Source organism: Demequina sp. (assembly GCF_047975725.1).
Lineage (GTDB): Bacteria > Actinomycetota > Actinomycetes > Actinomycetales > Demequinaceae > Demequina.
Genome location: NZ_JBKEED010000023.1, coordinates 1 through 16,682 on the forward strand (window position 1 = coordinate 1; position 16,682 = coordinate 16,682).

Here is a 16,682-nt window from a genome sequence, read left to right on the forward strand (position 1 = left end):
CGACTGGGCTGACCCTGGTCAACGACCTGCCGCAGCCATGGCAGGTCCAGGTGCGCACGCGGGTGGTCGACGAGGCCGGCCAGGTGTTCCACGAGCAGCACCAGCACGTCACGGTCGCCGCCGACGGCCACCTGGTCATCGAGCCCGAGTCGGTGCCCGCTGGCGCGGCGGCCGTCGTGGTCGATGCTGACGGTCTGCGCGGCGTGCGGTGGGTGCTGCCCGACCTCGAACTGGCCCATCCCACCGCGATCTTGAGTGTCGACAGCGTGAGTGGTGACGGTGCGACGGCGACGGTAGCCATCACGGCCCACACACTGGTGCGAGACCTGGCACTGCTGGCAGAGACCCACCCCAACCTGCCCGACGCCATCGTCGACCACCAGTTGCTCACCCTGCTGCCTGGCGAAGGTGTCAATATGACCGTCACGGACCCTGCCGTGCCGGCTCTCGATGGTGCGGCATGGGCGGCGCTGCTTGCTGCGGGCACTGCCTTGGAGGTGCGAATCGCGGGGGAGTAGTGCCTCCCACCGCACACTAAGTTGACGCGTCAACTAAATCTTTCTATCGTGGTGGCCTGCCCACGCGCCCCAGGGCGCGCCGCCCCGACGAAAGGTACCTGCCATGCGCTCTGCCACCGTCGCCGTGATCGGGGCGGGCCAGGCGGGCCTGTCGGCGGCACACCACCTGCGCAGGCGCGGCTTCGGCTCGGCCTTGGAACACGCGGAGCAGGGCGCGAGCTTTGTGGTCTTCGACGCGAACGCGCGCCCCGGCGGCGCATGGCAGCACCGCTGGCCGTCGCTCACCATGTCCACGGTCAACGGCATCTTCGGGCTGCCGGGCATGGACGTGCCCACCGCTCACCCCCATGCGCCCTCCCGTGAGGCGGTGCCTGACTACTTTGCTGACTACGAGGCCGACCAGAACCTGCCGATCCTGCGCCCCGTGCGCGTGACCGGGGTGCGCGCAGCCACAAACCGGCCCGGTGGCCCTTTGGAGATCGATACCGACCACGACCAGTGGTCCGTGGACGCGATCATCAACGCGACCGGCACCTGGGACAACCCCGTGCTCCCCACCGTTGCGGGCCAGGAGGTGTTCGCGGGGCGTCAGCTTCACGCCTCCGAGTTCACGCAGGGATCTGACTTCGCGGGGCAGCACGTGGCCATCGTCGGCGGTGGCATTTCCGCGGTGCAGCTGCTCGAGGAGGTCAGCAGGTACGCCACCACCCATTGGTACACGCGCCGCGAGCCGCAGTGGAGGGACGGGGACTTTGTCCACGAGATCGACGGTGTCGACGTGGAGCGACGAGTAGCCGCCGATACGGCGCAGGGCCTCGCCCCCAAGAGCATCGTGTCGTACACGGGCCTGGCCAGGACGGCGTACGCGCGTGAGGCCGAGCGGCGCGGAGTTCTCCACCGCAAGGAGATGTTTCGCGGCGTGGGCGTCGACCACGTGAAGGAGGCGGACGGACGCGAGCGCCACGTGGACACCATCATCTGGGCTACGGGATTCCGGCCTGCCCTGCAGCACCTCCGCGCTTTGGGTCTCGAGGGCCCCCTCGGAGGAGTCCCGGTCGACGGCACGCGCGCCCTCGCTGACTCACGAGTCCACCTGATCGGCTACGGCCCGTCCCAGTCGACCATTGGCGCCAACCGCGCCGGGCGCGCGGCAGCGGCCGCACTGGCACGCAGGTTCGTGTCATGACGCACGGCGCTGATTGGCAGGCCCCTGGTGACGAGGCAGGCCCGGCTAGGCTTTCCCGCATGGGTATCCAGATCGCTCCAAGCATCCTGTCTGCGGACTTCGCCAACCTCGAACGGGACATCGCGGCGGTCGCGAATGCCGACTGGCTGCACGTAGATGTCATGGACGGTCACTTTGTGCCCAATCTCACGCTTGGCCTGCCTGTTCTTGAACGCCTCGCGCAGGTCTCTCCCGTGCCGATCGATGCCCACCTGATGATCGAGGACCCCGACCACTGGGCCCCTCGGTACGCGGAGGCCGGAGCAGCATCCGTCACTTTCCACTTCGAGGCCGCTCGCGACGCCAAGGCCATCGCTCGGGACATTAAGCGGCTCGGGGCGCGCGCATCGGTCGCCCTCAAGCCCGGCACCCCGGTTGAGGCGGTGCTCGACGACCTGCGGGAGTTCGACATGGTCCTCGTCATGACCGTCGAACCCGGTTTTGGTGGGCAGTCGTTTATGCCCGACATGATGAGCAAGGTCCGGACGCTGCGTGACCACGCCCACGCCGAGCAGCACGACCTGTGGATCCAGACCGACGGCGGCATTTCGCGCGACACGATCGAGACCGTCGCGCGCTCCGGTGGCGACGTCTTTGTGGCGGGCTCCGCGGTGTACGGCGCGCCCGACCCGGCGGCGGAGGTGACGGCGTTGCGCGATCTCGCGCGCGCCGCGTGCCATGGCTGACATCGACCAGGCGCTCGAGCGTGCGTCGACGCTCGCCCTGAACGGACCCGGTTACGGGCCCAACCCCCGCGTGGGCTGCGTGCTACTCGCAGCGGACGGTTCCGTGCTCGGCGAGGGCTGGCACCGGGGCGCCGGGACGGCCCACGCCGAGGTCGCTGCCATTGCCGATGCTCGCTCGCGCGGCGCCGACCTCACCGGTGCGACCGCCGTGGTGACCCTTGAGCCTTGCGCCCACACCGGCCGCACCGGCCCGTGCGTGGACGCGCTCACGGACGCGGGCATCGGCGCCGTGCACTACGCCGTTGCCGACCCGGGCGAGGCCTCCGCGGGAGGTGCCGCCGTGCTGCGTGCGCGTGGCATCCCTGCGCTGCTCACGCCGCACGCCCACGCCACCGCGTTGACTCGCCGGTGGCTGGCGGCGATGACCAAGGGTGCGCCTTACGTGATCGCCAAGTGGGCCGCGACGCTCGACGGGCGCATGGCGGCCGCAGATGGCACCAGTTTCTGGATCACGGGCGAACAGGCCCGCGCACACGCGCACGGGGTGCGCGCGAGTGTCGATGCCATCGCCGTGGGTACCGGGACCATCCTGACGGACAACCCTTCACTGTCGGCCCGCCCGCACGGCGAGGAAGCCGGGCATCAACCTCTGCGGGTGGTGGTGGGTCACCGCGCGACCGACGGCGCGAAGGTCTGGCGCGACGGGAATGCGGTCGCGATCTCGACGGATGAGCCGCGCGACGTGCTCGGCGCGCTGTGGCAGCGCGAGGTACGTACGCTCATCGTGGAGGGAGGGCCTAGACTCCTGAGCGCCTTCCTTCGCGCAGGGCTCGTTGATGAAGTCAACGCCTACATTGCCCCGGCTCTGCTGGGCTCTGGCCCCTCGGTCGTCTCCGACCTGGGAATTAGCACCATGGCCGACGCGTTGAGGGGTGGCGCCGTCACCTCTGAGCGCCTGGGCGCCGACACCTTGGTGACGGCACATTTCACTGGAGGAATCTGATGTTCACCGGCATTGTCGAGTCCGTGGGGACGGTCACGCGAGTGACCGAGTCCGGCTCGACGGCACAGCTCACTATTCGTGCCGACCTGGAAGGCGACTACGTCCACGGCGAGTCGATCGCCGTCAATGGCGTGTGTTTGACCGTCGCCTCCTCCGAGGCCGATGAGTGGACCGCAGACGTCATGCGCGTCACCCTCGAGACCACCGCTCTCGCTGGTCTGGCGGTGGGCTCGCGCGTCAACCTCGAGCGGGCGCTCAGGGCCGATGCGCGCTTGGGTGGGCACATGATGCTCGGCCACGTCGACGGCACGGCGCGGCTCGTGTCGGCGGACGTCCAGCCCGAATGGACTGACCTGACCTTCGAGATTCCCCAGGAACTCGAGCGCTACGTGGTGCGCAAGGGCTCGATCGCCCTCAACGGCACGTCGCTCACGGTGGCGGCCTTGGAGGGCACCCTCGCGACCGTCTCCCTCATCCCGACCACCCTCACCGAGACGACGTTCGGTGACTTGGCACCAGGGGACCTCGTCAATGTGGAGGTCGATGTGATCGGCAAGTACGTCGAGAAGATGCTGGGAGAGCGCGCATGACCGCGGAACTGATCGCGCTGGTGGAGCGGGCCCTCGTGGAGCTGCGCGCTGGTAAGCCCGTGCTCGTGGCCGACTCGCACCACCGTGAGAACGAGGCGGATTTCATCATCTCTGCCCAAACCACGACCGTGGACTGGATCGCGTGGGGCATCCGCCACTCGAGCGGCTACCTGTGCGCTCCCATGACGGGCAGCCGCGCCGACGAGCTGAACCTCCCGCTCATGGTCCCCAACAGCCAGGACCCGCGCCGCACCGCCTACACCGTGTCGGTGGACGCCGCTGAAGGAGTCACCACGGGGATCTCGGCCGCCGATCGTCACCGCACGTTGCAGGTGCTCGCCAACCCGCAGGCCACCGCCAACGACGTGATCCGACCCGGCCACGTGCTGCCGCTGCGTGCCGTCGCCGGGGGAGTGCTGCATCGGCCCGGCCACACTGAGGCCGCAGTGGATCTGTGCCGCCTCGCTGGGCTCGAGCCCGTCGCCGTCATCGCGGAACTCGTGAACGACGACGGCACCATGATGCGCACCGGTGACGCGAAGGCGCTGGCCGAGCGCGACGATGTGCTCTTCCTCACCATCGCTGACCTCATTGCCTACCGTCGCGAGGTTGGCGACCTACCCGAGCCGGCCGAGCCTGCGCCCCATCGGGTGGAGGCCTCTGGTGAGGCCCGCCTGCCCACCCGTCATGGCGACGTCACTATTCGTGCCTACCGCGACGCGCGCACCGGGGACGAGCACGTCGCCCTTACCGCACCCACGGCGCCGGGCGTCGTTCCGGTGGTCCGAGTGCACTCGGAGTGCCTCACCGGAGACGCGTTCGGTTCGCTGCGTTGCGACTGCGGTCCGCAACTCGATGCAGCGATCGCACGGGTCGCGGCCGAAGGTGGTGCCGTGGTGTACCTGCGCGGACATGAAGGGCGCGGGATCGGCATCCTCGGCAAGGTGCAGGCGTACGCGCTGCAAGACGCGGGCCGGGACACCGTCGACGCCAACACGGATCTGGGCTTTCCGATTGACCGCCGTGAGTACGGCGCCGCAGCGGCCATCCTGCACGCCCTGGGGATGAACGACGTGCGCCTGATGACCAACAACCCTGCCAAGGTGGAGGCGCTGCGCGCATCGGGGGTCAGCGTGACCGAGCGCATCCCTCACCACTATGGCTCCCACCCAGAAAACGAGCAGTACCTGCGCACCAAGATCGAGCGCATGGGCCACCTGTTGGAGGACAACGAATGAGCGGCGCAGGAGCACCCCAGATTGCAGTCGACGGTCAGGGCCTGACCGTCGAGATCATCGCGAGCCTGTGGCACACGGAGATCATGGATGGCCTGGTGGCCGGCGCGGTGCGCGCCGCCGAGTCCGCCGGGGCCCAGTACCGCGTCACTCGCGTCGCCGGGGCGTTCGAGCTCACTGTCGTCGCCGAGCACCTCGCGCGACAAGGGGCCGATGCGGTGGTCGCCTTGGGCGTGGTCGTCCAGGGGGAGACGCCTCACTTTGAGTACGTCTGCCAGTCGGTGACGCTCGGCCTTACCGAGGTCGCACGCGCCAACGCCGTCCCGGTGGGCTTTGGGGTGCTGACGGTGGACGACGTTCAGCAGGCGCTCGACCGCGCGGGCCTTGAGGGCTCGAAGGAAGACAAGGGAGCGGAGGCCGTGGAGGCCGCACTGTCGACCGCGGTGGCGCTCAAGTCCTTGGCCTGAATCGGTTAAGGTGGCTCGGTGAGCAACGCCGACACCACCCTCATCCACCTGCGCGCGAGTGACGTGTCACTCGTGGTCACCGTTGACGGCGACCGTATGCCGCGCATCGTTCACTGGGGTGGCGATCTTGGTGAGTTGAGTGCGCGCCAGCTGGCAGACCTCGCTCGTAGTGCACGTGCGGGGTTTGCCTTCGGGGGTACCGACGACACCTATGACGTCGCCGTGCTGCCCGCGCAAGCGGACGGCTGGCTGGGTCAACCCGGCATCAGCGGCTCGCGCGGGGGAGCGCACCACTCGCTGAGGCTTGTACCCACCGGGATCGCACAGGAGCGCGGCGAGGCCGGACACGCCCGGGTGGTGGTGACCGGGCAGGACCACGACGCTCAGATGGCCTGCACTGTGGAGATCGAGCTCCTTGCGACGGGGCTCGTCCGCACCAGGGTGACACTCACGAGCACCGGCGGTGAGGCCCCCTTCGAGGTCGGCGCGATCACTCCAGCGCTTCCCGTGCCACACGAGGCCCAAGAAATCTTGGACTTCACCGGTCGCTGGATCCGCGAACGCACCCCACAGCGCACGCCGGTGACCGTGGGCACCCGCCTGCGCGAGTCCCGCGGCGGCAAGCCCGGCCACGACGCCACGTTTCTGTCCGTGGTGGGCACCCCCGCCTTCGGCTTCGACCGCGGAGAGGTGTGGGCCACCCACGTGGCCTGGTCCGGTAACGCCCGCTACCTCACCGACCGACGGCCAGACGGCACCATCGTGGTGGGAGGTGGCGAACTGCTCATGCCCGGGGAAGTCAGGCTCGACTCGGGTGACAGTTACGTCACCCCCTGGCTCTATGGGTCGTACTCGCAGACCGGCCTCAATGCCGCGTCCGACCGCTTCCATCAACACCTGCGCTCGCTGAATGCCCATCCGCGTCGCCCACGGCCGGTCACGGCCAACACCTGGGAAGCGGTCTACTTTGACCACGACGTCCCCCGTCTGATGGCGCTCGCCGACGACGCTGCGGCGGTGGGCGCCGAGCGGTTCGTGCTCGACGATGGCTGGTTCCGCCACCGCCGCGCCGACAACGCGGGGCTCGGCGACTGGTATGTCGATGAGGAGATGTACCCGCACGGGCTCGGCTTCCTCGCCGACCACGTGCGTTCGCTTGGCCTCGAGTTTGGCCTGTGGTTCGAGCCCGAGATGATCAACCCCGACTCGGATGTGGCGCGTGCGCACCCCGAGTGGATCGCGCGGCCCGGCACTGCTCAGCGTCTGCCCATCGAGGCACGCCGCCAGCAGGTGCTCGACCTCACTCACCCGGAGGCGTACGCCTACATCGAGGAACGCCTCCACACGCTCGTCGGCGATCTGGGCATCGCCTACATCAAGTGGGATCACAACCGCGATCTGCTCGAGGCCGGGTCGAGCGCGACCGGCCGCCCCATCGTGCACGAGCAGACGTTGGCCTTCTACCGGCTGGTCGACGGCCTCAAGGGCGCCTTCCCAGAGCTCGAAATTGAGTCGTGCTCGGGCGGCGGAGCGCGCATCGACCTCGAGGCGCTGTCCCGCATGGACCGTGTATGGGCCTCTGACTGCAACGACCCCGTCGAGCGCCAACACATCCAGCGCTGGACGTCGCTGATCGTTCCACCAGAGATGATCGGGTCCCACGTGGGGCCCGGCACCGCTCACACCACTCACCGCAGCGCGCGGTTGACGTTCCGCGCCGCCACGGCGCTTCCGTATCACTTTGGCCTGGAATGGGACGTGTCGTCGAGCGAGGCGCGTGAGGCCCACGACGAGATCCGCGCGTGGATCGCCCTGCACAAGCGACTGCGCCCCATGCTGCACGACGCCATCACGGTCCGCTCGGACCTGCCCGAGCACGGCTACGTGATCGGGGCAGCGGTGGCACGGGACCGCCGTGAGGCGGTCATCTCGATCTCTTGTGTCGCTCTGCCCGAGGTCGCGCACCCGGGGCGCGTGCGCATCGGCTGGCTTGATCCTGACACGCTCTACGACGTCAAGCCCCTGGTACCCGCGCTGGGCGGTGACGCGCCGGGGCGGGCATTGCCGCATTGGTGGGCGACCGGGGTGACCCTCACCGGCCGGGCGTTGGCTTCCGTGGGTGTCCAATCACCGGCCCTGTCGCCACAGGATGCGGTGTTGCTCCATGTCACTGCAGCCGCAGGGCCCGACCTGCCCTAGGCTGACAGGCGTGAAAACCTTCGACGCACTGTACGAGGAGCTGTCCGCCCGCGCCGCCGAGCGCCCCGAGGGATCTGGCACGGTCGCCCTGCTAGACAAGGGTGTCCATGCGATCGGCAAGAAGCTCGTCGAAGAGGCGGCGGAGTCGTGGATGGCCGCCGAGTTCCAAAGTGACGAGGAGACGGCCGAGGAGCTCTCGCAGCTGATCTATCACGTGCAGGTGATGATGGTTGCGAAGGGCCTGACCCCCGCCGACATCTACCGCTACCTGTGACCCGCGACTGAGACGAGGCAAATCAGTGCTCCGCATTGCCGTTCCCAACAAGGGCTCGCTGTCCGAGCCCGCCGACCTACTGCTGCGTGAGGCCGGCTACAAGCAACGCCGCGACCCCCGCGAGCTCGTGCTCGTGGACGCTCGCAACGAGGTCGAGTTCTTCTTCCTCCGCCCCCGTGACGTCGCCGTGTACGTGGGCTCCGGCACCGTCCACGCGGGCATCACCGGCCGCGACCTGCTGCTCGACTCGGGCGCGCCGGCCACCGAGCACCTCGAACTGGGCTTTGGCGGCTCGACCTTCCGTTACGCCGCGACCGCAGGCGAGATCACGACCATCGAGGGCATCCAGGGCAAGCGGGTGGCCACGAGCTACCCCCGCCTGGTCAAGCACCACCTCAAGTCCTTTGGCGTCGACGCGACCGTGGTGCGTCTCGACGGCGCCGTGGAATCGTCGGTGCGCCTAGGCGTGGCCGATGTGGTGGCCGACGTAGTCTCGACCGGCACCACGCTGCGTGCCGCAGGTCTCGAGATCTTTGGCGAGCCGATCCTGAAGTCAGAGGCCATCCTCATCAAGGGCCCCGAGGTCAAGGACGACGAACTCGCCGTGCTCACCGGTCGCCTGCGTGGCGTGCTGATGGCCCGGCAGTTTGTGCTGGTTGACTACGACGTACCCAACGAACACCTCAGCGCTGCGATCGCCGTCTCGCCCGGCTTTGAGGCCCCGACCGTGACGCCGCTGCACGGCAAGGACTGGCACGCGGTGCGCGTGATGATCCCCAGGGTCGAGGCCAACAACATCATGGACAGCCTGCACGCTGCAGGCGCCCGCGGCATCCTCACCACCGAGCTGCTGGCGGTCAGGCTCTAGATGTCCGAGCTTTCCGCCGAGCAGCGCCGCTTGAATCTGATGATGGCGCTCAGCCGTACCCGGCACCGCCTCACACGCGAGCAGATTCGCGCCCAGGTCGAGGGCTACGACCCTGCCCCTCGCGGAGTCAGCGACGCGGAGCGCGAGCGCGCCGACATCGCCTTCCAGCGCATGTTCGAACGCGACAAGGACGAACTGCGGCGCATGGGCCTGCCGCTGCGCACCATCGTCGACCCGGTCCACCAGGATGACCTGGGCTACCGGATCGACGGCGACATCTCCATGCCGGCGCTGGATCTCACGGTCCACGACGCCGCCGTGCTCGCGATCGCCGCCGAGTACTGGAGCGGAAAGAGCCTCGCGGCCGATGCGCGTCACGGCTACGCGAAGCTCGTGTCCGGCATCGCTCACGAGGATGTGCCGCACTTGCCCTTCGGTGGAATGTCGACCTCCGCTGCGGCGGAGGTGACGGCGGCGCTGTCGGAGGCGATCAGCCTGCGCCAGCGGGTGCGCTTCGAGTACGCCTCCGCCAGTTCGCCGACACGTGAGCGTCGCGTGCAGCCGTGGGGCATCGTGCTGCGCGCTGGCATCGAGTATCTGGTGGCCTACGACGAGGACGCTGAGGACTCGCGCACCTTCCGGCTCGCGCGCGTGCTCGGTGCGGTCAAGGCGGTGGGGGAGCCCGAGGCCTTCGATCGGCCTGACACCTTGCCGCTGGGCTCGCTCGGCGACGATGCTGCCGAGTTGACGGCGACCATTGCGGTACGCCCCGAGGCCGGGCACGCCTTCCGCCACCGCGGTACCCCTGCGGGAACCGACCACGGTTGGGATGTGTTTGAGGTGACCTACCGGCATGAGGACGTGCTGCGTGCGGAGGTGCTCGCCACCGCGGGCGCCGCGCGCGTCATCGCTCCTGTGGCTCTCGCGGACAGCATCGTCGAGTACGCCGCCGCCGCTCTGGAGGTGGCCCGTGGCTGAGAACTCTCGCGCCCGCATGGTGCGCCTGCTGGGCATGGTGGCGTACCTGGAGGCGCACGGCGCCACGCCGGTGACCGTGCTCGCCGAGCACTTTGGCGTGCGGCCGGACCGGATCACGGCCGACGTGTGGATGCTAGGCACGAGCGGCGTACCACCGTACCTGCCGGACGAGATGCTCGACTTCGACTTCGGTGCGCTCGATGACGAAGGTCTGGTCGTGCTGGTGGACGCGCAGGGGCTCACTCAGGTGAGGCTCAGCGGTCAGGAAGCCGTCGCGCTCACCGGCGCCCTGGCGACCCTGATCGCCGCTGGCACCGCTCCCGAAGGGGCGCAAGAGCTGCTGACCCGGATCAGCGAGGCCTTTGGAGGCGTCGCCCCTGTCACGGTCTTGGACGGCGCCGATGCCGTCGCACCCCAGGTGCGCAGCGTCCTCGAGTCTGCCATCGCGGACCAGGTCGCGGTGCGCCTGGATTATGTCGACGCGCAGGACCGTCGCACGGAGCGCGTCATCGAGCCGCACCAGCTCGTCACCATCGACGGCATCGGCTACATCGAATGCTGGTGCCGCCGCGCCCAGGGCTACCGCACGCTTCGGCTTGGCCGCATCCAGGCGGCCGATGCACTGGCAGAGCCCCACACGCACGGCCCCTCCGCGGAGCACGGCTTCTCGCTCGAGTCCCGCTTCGACGCGGTGGTGAGGCTCGACAGGAGCGCCCGGTGGGCGCTCGAGGACATCGCGGGCGCGCACGTCGAGGACGACGGTGACACGGCGGTCGTGACGCTCCGTGTCACCGACCCCGACTGGACGGCCGCGCGGTTGCTCGCCATCGCACCCTCGTTGCGCTCCGTAGAGCCCGCTGTGCTCAAGGAAGCGTTGGCGCGCCAGGCGAATGCCGTCGCACAGGCCCAAGGCGCATAGACTGAGGCGTTCGCCGCTCTATCTGGAGGAACCATGGGTCCCCGCGAGATCATCATCATCGCCATCATCGTGGTGCTGCTCTTTGGTGCACCCAAGCTGCCCGAGTTGGCTCGGAGCATCGGCAAGTCCATGCGCATTTTGAAGGACGAGACGAAGGCGCTCGCCGACGACGACAAGGCGGAGGACAAGCAGCCGCCTGCGGCTCCCACGTCGCGCGGTACGCAGGTGCCGGACTCCACCATCGATCTTCCCGACGACGAGGCACGTGGCAAGTAAACGCGCGCGCGGCGCGGGCCGCGACGCGCGGATGCCCCTGTCTGCGCACCTGCGGGAGTTCCGCAACAGGCTGATCTTGGCCGCGTTGGGCATCGCCGTAGCCTCGGTGGTCGGCTGGCTTCTGTACAAGCCGGTCTTTGATGCTCTCCAGCAACCCGTGCTCGACGCCGCCAAGGAGGCCGGCGCCGACGCGATGGTGTCGATCAATTTCGCGGGCGTTGTCACTGCGCTTGACATGCAGATCAAGGTTGCGCTGTTCATCGGAGTGGTGCTGTCCGCACCGTGGTGGCTCTACCAGTTGTGGGCGTTCATCGCGCCTGGTCTCGAACGCAGGGAGAAGTTCTACACCGTCGCGTTCCTCGGAACGGCAGTGCCGTTGTTTGCCGGCGGGATTGCGCTGGCCTGGTGGGTCTACCCTCGCGCCATCGCGATCCTGACGGGCTTTACGCCCGAGGGCGGCTCGAACTTCCTCGATGCGCAGATGTTCATGACGTTCACCTTGCGACTGTTCCTCGCCTTTGGCATCGCCTTCGTGTTCCCCGTGTTCATGGTGTTCCTGTCCTGGACAGGCATTGTCAAAGCCCGTACGTGGCTGCGCGGCTGGCGCTGGGCCGTCCTGATCATCTTTGTCGCGGCGGCCATCCTCACGCCCACTCCGGACGTGTTCACGATGCTTGCGATGGCGCTGCCGATGGCCGGGTTGTACTTCGCAGCTGTGGGCGTCGCCTCGCTCAAGGGGATTCGTGCCCGGAGGCGTGCCGCATGAGCACGCTCGGGGTGATCACGAACCCCACCTCCGGGTCAGGGCGGGGCGAGGCGTGGGGAGCGCAGGCGCTCGCGCTGCTCGCCGCACGCGGACACCGCGTTCAGGACCTCTCGCGTGGCTCATGGGCAGCGTCTCTCGAAGAGGCCAGGCGACGCCATCGCGACCTCGACGCGCTGGTCGTCGTGGGCGGCGACGGGATGGCCCACTTGGGTGTCCAGGCGTGTGCGGGCACCAAGATGCCGTTGGGTATCGTCGCGGCAGGTTCGGGCAACGACGTGGCGGCCTCGTTGGGGCTGCCGCAGTACGACATCCCGGCCGCGATTGATGTGATCGAGCGCGGCCTGGAGGGCGACGTCGCGCACATGGACCTTGGCCGGATGGACGGCCCTGGGGTCGCCGACCGCAAGGGGCGGCGCTGGTTCGCCGCGGTGCTGTCGATGGGGATCGATGCGGCCGTGGCCGAATACGGTTCCCGGTTGCGCTATCCCCGCGGCCCGCTCAAGTACAAGGTCGCGACCTTTCGTGTGCTTCCGCAGTTCAAGCCCTACGGGGTGCGTATTGAGGCTGATGGTGAGTCGTGGGAGCAGACGTGCACCCTGGTTGCCGTCGCCAACGGACCTGTCTTTGGTGGCGGCCTGAAGGTGTCGCGCGAGTCTTCCGTCACTGACGGCATGCTCGAGGTGGTCGTCGCCAACGCGATGAGCAAGCGGCGCATCCTGCAACTGTTCCCACAGCTGTATGACGGCTCTGTCATCGACGCGCCCGAGGTGAGGATCGTCCGTGCGCGGCGTATCCGCATCGGCCCTGCCGAGCTGGGCGCGCCGTTGCCCGCAGCGTTTGCTGACGGAGAACTGGTGGGTCCTGCGCCGTTGGACATCCGCGTGCAGCCCGGAGCCTTGCAGGTCCTCGGAGGCAGGCCCGATAGCCTGAGGGCATGAGCTCTCCAGCAGAGCGCTTCGCCGCCGCGAAGGCCCAGGCACGACGCCGAGGGCTCGCGGACTTCGAAGCCGACCTTCCTTTCCCTCTCGACGACTTCCAGCGTGAAGCGTGCGCCGCCGTGGCAGATGGCCACTCGGTGTTGGTCGCCGCACCCACTGGCGCGGGCAAGACGATCGTGGGCGAGTTTGCCGTGCGTCACTGCGTCGACCGCGGTGAGAAGGCGTTCTACACGACGCCCATCAAGGCGCTATCGAACCAGAAGTTCAACGAGCTGCGCCGGGTCTACGGCGAGGATCGCGTGGGGCTACTGACGGGCGACACGTCCATCAACTCCGAGGCGCAGATCGTGGTGATGACCACCGAGGTGCTGCGCAACATGATCTACGCGGCCTCACCCACGCTGGATCGGCTGGGTGCCGTGGTCCTCGATGAGGTGCACTATCTCGCTGACCGCTACCGCGGCTCAGTCTGGGAAGAGGTGATCGTCCACCTCGACGCCAAGACCGCGGTCATCTCGCTGTCCGCGACCGTGTCTAACGCCGAGGAGTTCGGCGCGTGGCTCACCGAGGTCCGCGGTGACACCAAGGTGATCGTCTCCGAGCGTCGGCCAGTGCCGCTGTGGCCCCATGTGCTCGTACGTGAGGGCATCTTCGACCTGTACGCGCCTGGGGTCGACCCGCTTGACCCCGGTCCCACACCACGGCTCAACCCGGAGCTCGAGGCCATCACCAAGCGTCAGCGCCAGGAGACAGAGCGCCGTTTCAGTGGACGCCCGGCCCGGGGAGGCCGTCGGCCGCAGGGCCGCCGTAGCCCACCCCGTTTCGCCGTCGTCGACGTGCTCGACCGCCAGGCCCTGCTGCCCGCGATCGTGTTCGTGTTCTCCCGAGCCGGTTGTGAGGACGCCGTCGATCAAGTGCGCTCGGCAGGGATGCGCCTCACCACCGACGACGAACGCGCACGCATTGCACGCATTATCGAGGAGCGATGCGCCGGTCTGCCCGCCGAGGACCTTGGCGCGCTGGGCTACCTGCACTGGCGTGACCACCTCGAAGCCGGCATCGCAGCGCACCACGCTGGCATGATCCCCCTGTTCAAGGAGGTGGTCGAGGAGCTGTTTGCTGCGGGGCTGATCAAGGTCGTGTACGCAACTGAGACCCTCGCGCTCGGTGTCAATATGCCCGCCCGTTCCGTGGTGCTCGAAAAGCTCGTGAAGTGGGATGGGCAGGCCCACCAGGACCTGACGGCGGGGGAGTACACCCAACTCACGGGGCGTGCCGGACGGCGCGGCATTGACATCGAGGGCCACGCGGTGGTCGTCGAGCACCCTGGCTTTGACGCCGCACAGCTGGGCCGCTTGGCCTCGCGCCGCACCTACCCGCTTATCAGTTCCTTCCAGCCGTCGTACAACATGACCATCAACCTGGTGGGCCGCTCGGGCGTGTCGAAGGCGCGCGAGTTGCTCGAACTGTCGTTCGCGCAATACCAGGCGGATCAGTCGGTCGTGGGCAAGGCCCGCAAGGCGAAGGAACTCGACGCCACGCTCAACGGATTTCGTGAGGCGGCCTCGTGCGATCAGGGCGACTTCATGGAGTACGCCGCCATGCGCGAAAAGCTGGGCCGGTTGCAGAAGAACGCGGCCAAGGCCGCGTCGCGCGAACGCCGCCAGGCCACCTCGGCCGTGCTCGCAGGTCTCGAGCGAGGCGAGGTCGTGCGCATCGGCGGCGGTAAGCGTGCGGGCCTGGCCGTCGTGGTGGCACCGGACCGCGATCCCGTCCAGCCCCGGCCCACCGCGGTGACGGTGGATGGCCGCTCCTTTCGGTTGGCCGTGTCGGAACTGCACCACGGCATCGACTCCGTGGGGCACGTGAAGGTGCCGCGTCGTTTCGAGCCGCGCGACGCGCGGTCCCGCAAGGAGTTGGGCCAGGTGGTCCACGCGGCACGAGCGACGTTCGAACTCGCGGAGAATCGCGCCAAGCGGGCCAAAGTGGGCCCGGAGCGCGAGGTCGAGCAGTTGCGCCAGGCACTGCAGCACCACCCGTGCCATCGGTGCCCCGAGCGCGAACAGCACGCGCGCTGGGCAGAGCGCTACTTCCGAGCGCAGCGCGACCGGGACAGGGTGATGGGTGAGATCTCGCGTGCTACTGGCTCGATCGCCCGCGTGTTCGACAAGCGCTGCGACGTGCTCCGCGAACTGGGCTACCTCGCGGGCGACGGTGAGTCGACCACCATCACCGACGCGGGAGTGAGCCTTCGCACCCTGTACTCCGAGAACGACCTAGTCATGGCCGAGTGCCTGCGCACCGGGATCTGGAGCGAACTGCACCCGCCCGCGCTTGCCGCGACGGTGTCCTCGCTGCTGTATCGCGGCAGGCGAGAGGACGAGGTTCGCACCCCCAAGATCGCAGGCGGCCCGCACGGTGTGCTGGGGCAGGCGCTCACCCAGACGCAGCGCATCTGGTCGGACATTGACGACCTGCAGCGCGCCAAGGGGCTTCCAGAACTGCCGGCCCCGCACTGGGGCATCGTGGGTCCCATCCACGGGTGGGCTCAGGGCAAGGGCCTGGACCAGGTGCTGCGCGACACGGAGATCGCGCCGGGCGACATGGTGCGGTGGTGCAAGCAGGTCATCGACGTGCTCGACCAGATCGCGCAGTCGGCCCCGCAGCCTCAGTTGCGGGCCCGCGCACACACCGCGATCGACGCCATGCGCAGGGGAGTGGTCGCGTACTGACGCGCTGGGCGGCGGCCTGTCGAATGGCGATGGAGGCCGAGGGTCGTGTGGCTGGTGCCCCCTCCACCCACTGAGACTTCCTTCACTCAGGCCCGCGAGTCGGCTGCGTGCACCCGCAGTCCGGCGCGGCCTCGTGTCCACTTGACACGGCATTGGTGAACGTTCACAATGGAATCTCCATCGCGTGATGGAAATTCAATGGAGAGAAGGTACCGGCGATGACCGAGCACGGCTCAAGGCACACGACTCCTGAGCCGTCAAAGTTGCCGAGCTTCCCCATCGCTGCCGGAGCCAAGGGAGCTCCTGCCGAGCGTCGAGGCGCACGCGGCCCCTACAAGCGGTCTGCAGTGACTCGTGCGGCGATCCTGGACGCCGCCATGGCCGTGATCATCGAGCAGGGTTCCCGCTCCGCTTCCATGCGTGAGATCGCAAGGCGCGCGGGCGTGGACCAGTCAACCGTGCTCCATCACTTCCCGCAGAAGGCGACGTTGCTGATCGCGCTCATGCGGGAGCGTGACGCCCGCTCAGACGAGATCTTTGCCGCTGCACGCCCCGCTACTATCGCCGACGTTCCCGAAGCGCTCCTCGCGCTGGCCCGAAGCAATGCGGGGCAGGCCGACATCATCGCCTTGTACACACTCCTCGCCGCAGAGTCAGTCACGGCCGACCACGCCCTCGAGGAGTTCTTCCACGAGCGGCTGGCGCGTGTGCGCGCAGGCTTCCTCGAAGGGCTCACCGCGCTTTCCGACGCGGGCATGCTCCGCGACGGCGTGACGCCCGAGTTCGCGTCCAGCGCTCTGCTCGCACTGTGGGAGGGTGCCCAACTCCACTGGCTGATTGACCGCGATGGAGTCGATGTGGTCGCTCTCCTCGAAGACTTCTTGCACCTGATTCTGCGCTCCCCACAGACGTAGTCCCCGCTACAACCCTCCCCCAAAGAGAAGGCAGGACACGCATGACCTCGCTCGACACCGCCGCCGAGCCCTCAGGGCCCGACGCCACTTCCAC

At 68.3% G+C, this 16,682-nt stretch carries 17 protein-coding genes; all 17 read left to right on the forward strand.

The features are described from left to right. Positions 1-518: hypothetical protein (locus ACK5NO_RS08705; RefSeq protein ID WP_416812276.1), on the forward strand; the 518-nt coding region annotated here is incomplete at its 5' end. Between the two features lie 103 nt (positions 519-621). Next, positions 622-1,704: an NAD(P)-binding domain-containing protein gene (locus tag ACK5NO_RS08710; RefSeq protein ID WP_416812277.1), complete on the forward strand. Its 1,083-nt coding sequence runs from the start codon at positions 622-624 to the stop codon at positions 1,702-1,704. 59 nt (positions 1,705-1,763) lie between these two features. Continuing rightward, positions 1,764-2,429, forward strand: a complete 666-nt coding sequence (gene rpe / locus ACK5NO_RS08715; protein WP_416812278.1) for a ribulose-phosphate 3-epimerase — start codon at positions 1,764-1,766, stop codon at positions 2,427-2,429. Beyond that, a complete protein-coding gene (gene ribD, locus ACK5NO_RS08720; protein ID WP_416812279.1) occupies positions 2,422-3,432 on the forward strand; it encodes a bifunctional diaminohydroxyphosphoribosylaminopyrimidine deaminase/5-amino-6-(5-phosphoribosylamino)uracil reductase RibD in 1,011 nt (336 codons plus the stop codon). Before rpe ends, ribD begins: the two co-directional genes overlap by 8 nt. Beyond that, the gene (locus ACK5NO_RS08725) at positions 3,432-4,022 is read left to right on the forward strand and encodes a riboflavin synthase (protein WP_416812280.1); all 591 of its coding nucleotides are present in this window, start codon (positions 3,432-3,434) and stop codon (positions 4,020-4,022) included. The genes ribD and ACK5NO_RS08725 overlap by 1 nt, the downstream gene beginning before the upstream one ends. After that, positions 4,019-5,260 (forward strand): GTP cyclohydrolase II, encoded by a 1,242-nt coding sequence (gene ribA / locus ACK5NO_RS08730; RefSeq protein ID WP_416812281.1) that lies wholly within the window; start codon positions 4,019-4,021, stop codon positions 5,258-5,260. Before ACK5NO_RS08725 ends, ribA begins: the two co-directional genes overlap by 4 nt. After that, positions 5,257-5,724 (forward strand): 6,7-dimethyl-8-ribityllumazine synthase, encoded by a 468-nt coding sequence (ribH, locus tag ACK5NO_RS08735; protein ID WP_416812282.1) that lies wholly within the window; start codon positions 5,257-5,259, stop codon positions 5,722-5,724. The genes ribA and ribH overlap by 4 nt, the downstream gene beginning before the upstream one ends. An 18-nt stretch (positions 5,725-5,742) precedes the next feature. Continuing rightward, the gene (locus tag ACK5NO_RS08740) at positions 5,743-7,923 is read left to right on the forward strand and encodes an alpha-galactosidase (protein ID WP_416812283.1); all 2,181 of its coding nucleotides are present in this window, start codon (positions 5,743-5,745) and stop codon (positions 7,921-7,923) included. Positions 7,924-7,933: 10 nt separating this feature from the next. Further along, the gene (locus tag ACK5NO_RS08745) at positions 7,934-8,197 is read left to right on the forward strand and encodes a phosphoribosyl-ATP diphosphatase (protein ID WP_416812284.1); all 264 of its coding nucleotides are present in this window, start codon (positions 7,934-7,936) and stop codon (positions 8,195-8,197) included. A gap of 25 nt (positions 8,198-8,222) precedes the next feature. Further along, positions 8,223-9,065 carry an ATP phosphoribosyltransferase gene (gene hisG / locus ACK5NO_RS08750; RefSeq protein ID WP_416812285.1) on the forward strand — a complete coding sequence of 281 codons (843 nt, stop codon included), beginning with the start codon at positions 8,223-8,225 and terminating at the stop codon, positions 9,063-9,065. Next, a complete protein-coding gene (locus ACK5NO_RS08755; RefSeq protein ID WP_416812286.1) occupies positions 9,066-10,043 on the forward strand; it encodes a helix-turn-helix transcriptional regulator in 978 nt (325 codons plus the stop codon). After that, the gene (locus ACK5NO_RS08760; protein WP_416812287.1) at positions 10,036-10,962 is read left to right on the forward strand and encodes a helix-turn-helix transcriptional regulator; all 927 of its coding nucleotides are present in this window, start codon (positions 10,036-10,038) and stop codon (positions 10,960-10,962) included. The genes ACK5NO_RS08755 and ACK5NO_RS08760 overlap by 8 nt, the downstream gene beginning before the upstream one ends. Positions 10,963-10,995: 33 nt before the next feature. Then, positions 10,996-11,238: a Sec-independent protein translocase subunit TatA gene (gene tatA / locus ACK5NO_RS08765; protein WP_416812288.1), complete on the forward strand. Its 243-nt coding sequence runs from the start codon at positions 10,996-10,998 to the stop codon at positions 11,236-11,238. Then, the gene (gene tatC, locus ACK5NO_RS08770; protein WP_416812289.1) at positions 11,228-12,004 is read left to right on the forward strand and encodes a twin-arginine translocase subunit TatC; all 777 of its coding nucleotides are present in this window, start codon (positions 11,228-11,230) and stop codon (positions 12,002-12,004) included. Before tatA ends, tatC begins: the two co-directional genes overlap by 11 nt. Then, complete coding sequence (locus ACK5NO_RS08775) at positions 12,001-12,942, forward strand: diacylglycerol/lipid kinase family protein (RefSeq protein WP_416812290.1); 942 nt, start codon at positions 12,001-12,003, stop codon at positions 12,940-12,942. Before tatC ends, ACK5NO_RS08775 begins: the two co-directional genes overlap by 4 nt. Next, positions 12,939-15,674: a DEAD/DEAH box helicase gene (locus tag ACK5NO_RS08780; RefSeq protein ID WP_416812291.1), complete on the forward strand. Its 2,736-nt coding sequence runs from the start codon at positions 12,939-12,941 to the stop codon at positions 15,672-15,674. Before ACK5NO_RS08775 ends, ACK5NO_RS08780 begins: the two co-directional genes overlap by 4 nt. A 218-nt stretch (positions 15,675-15,892) precedes the next feature. After that, positions 15,893-16,588: a TetR/AcrR family transcriptional regulator gene (locus ACK5NO_RS08785; protein WP_416812292.1), complete on the forward strand. Its 696-nt coding sequence runs from the start codon at positions 15,893-15,895 to the stop codon at positions 16,586-16,588. The last annotated feature ends 94 nt before the right edge of the window (positions 16,589-16,682 follow it).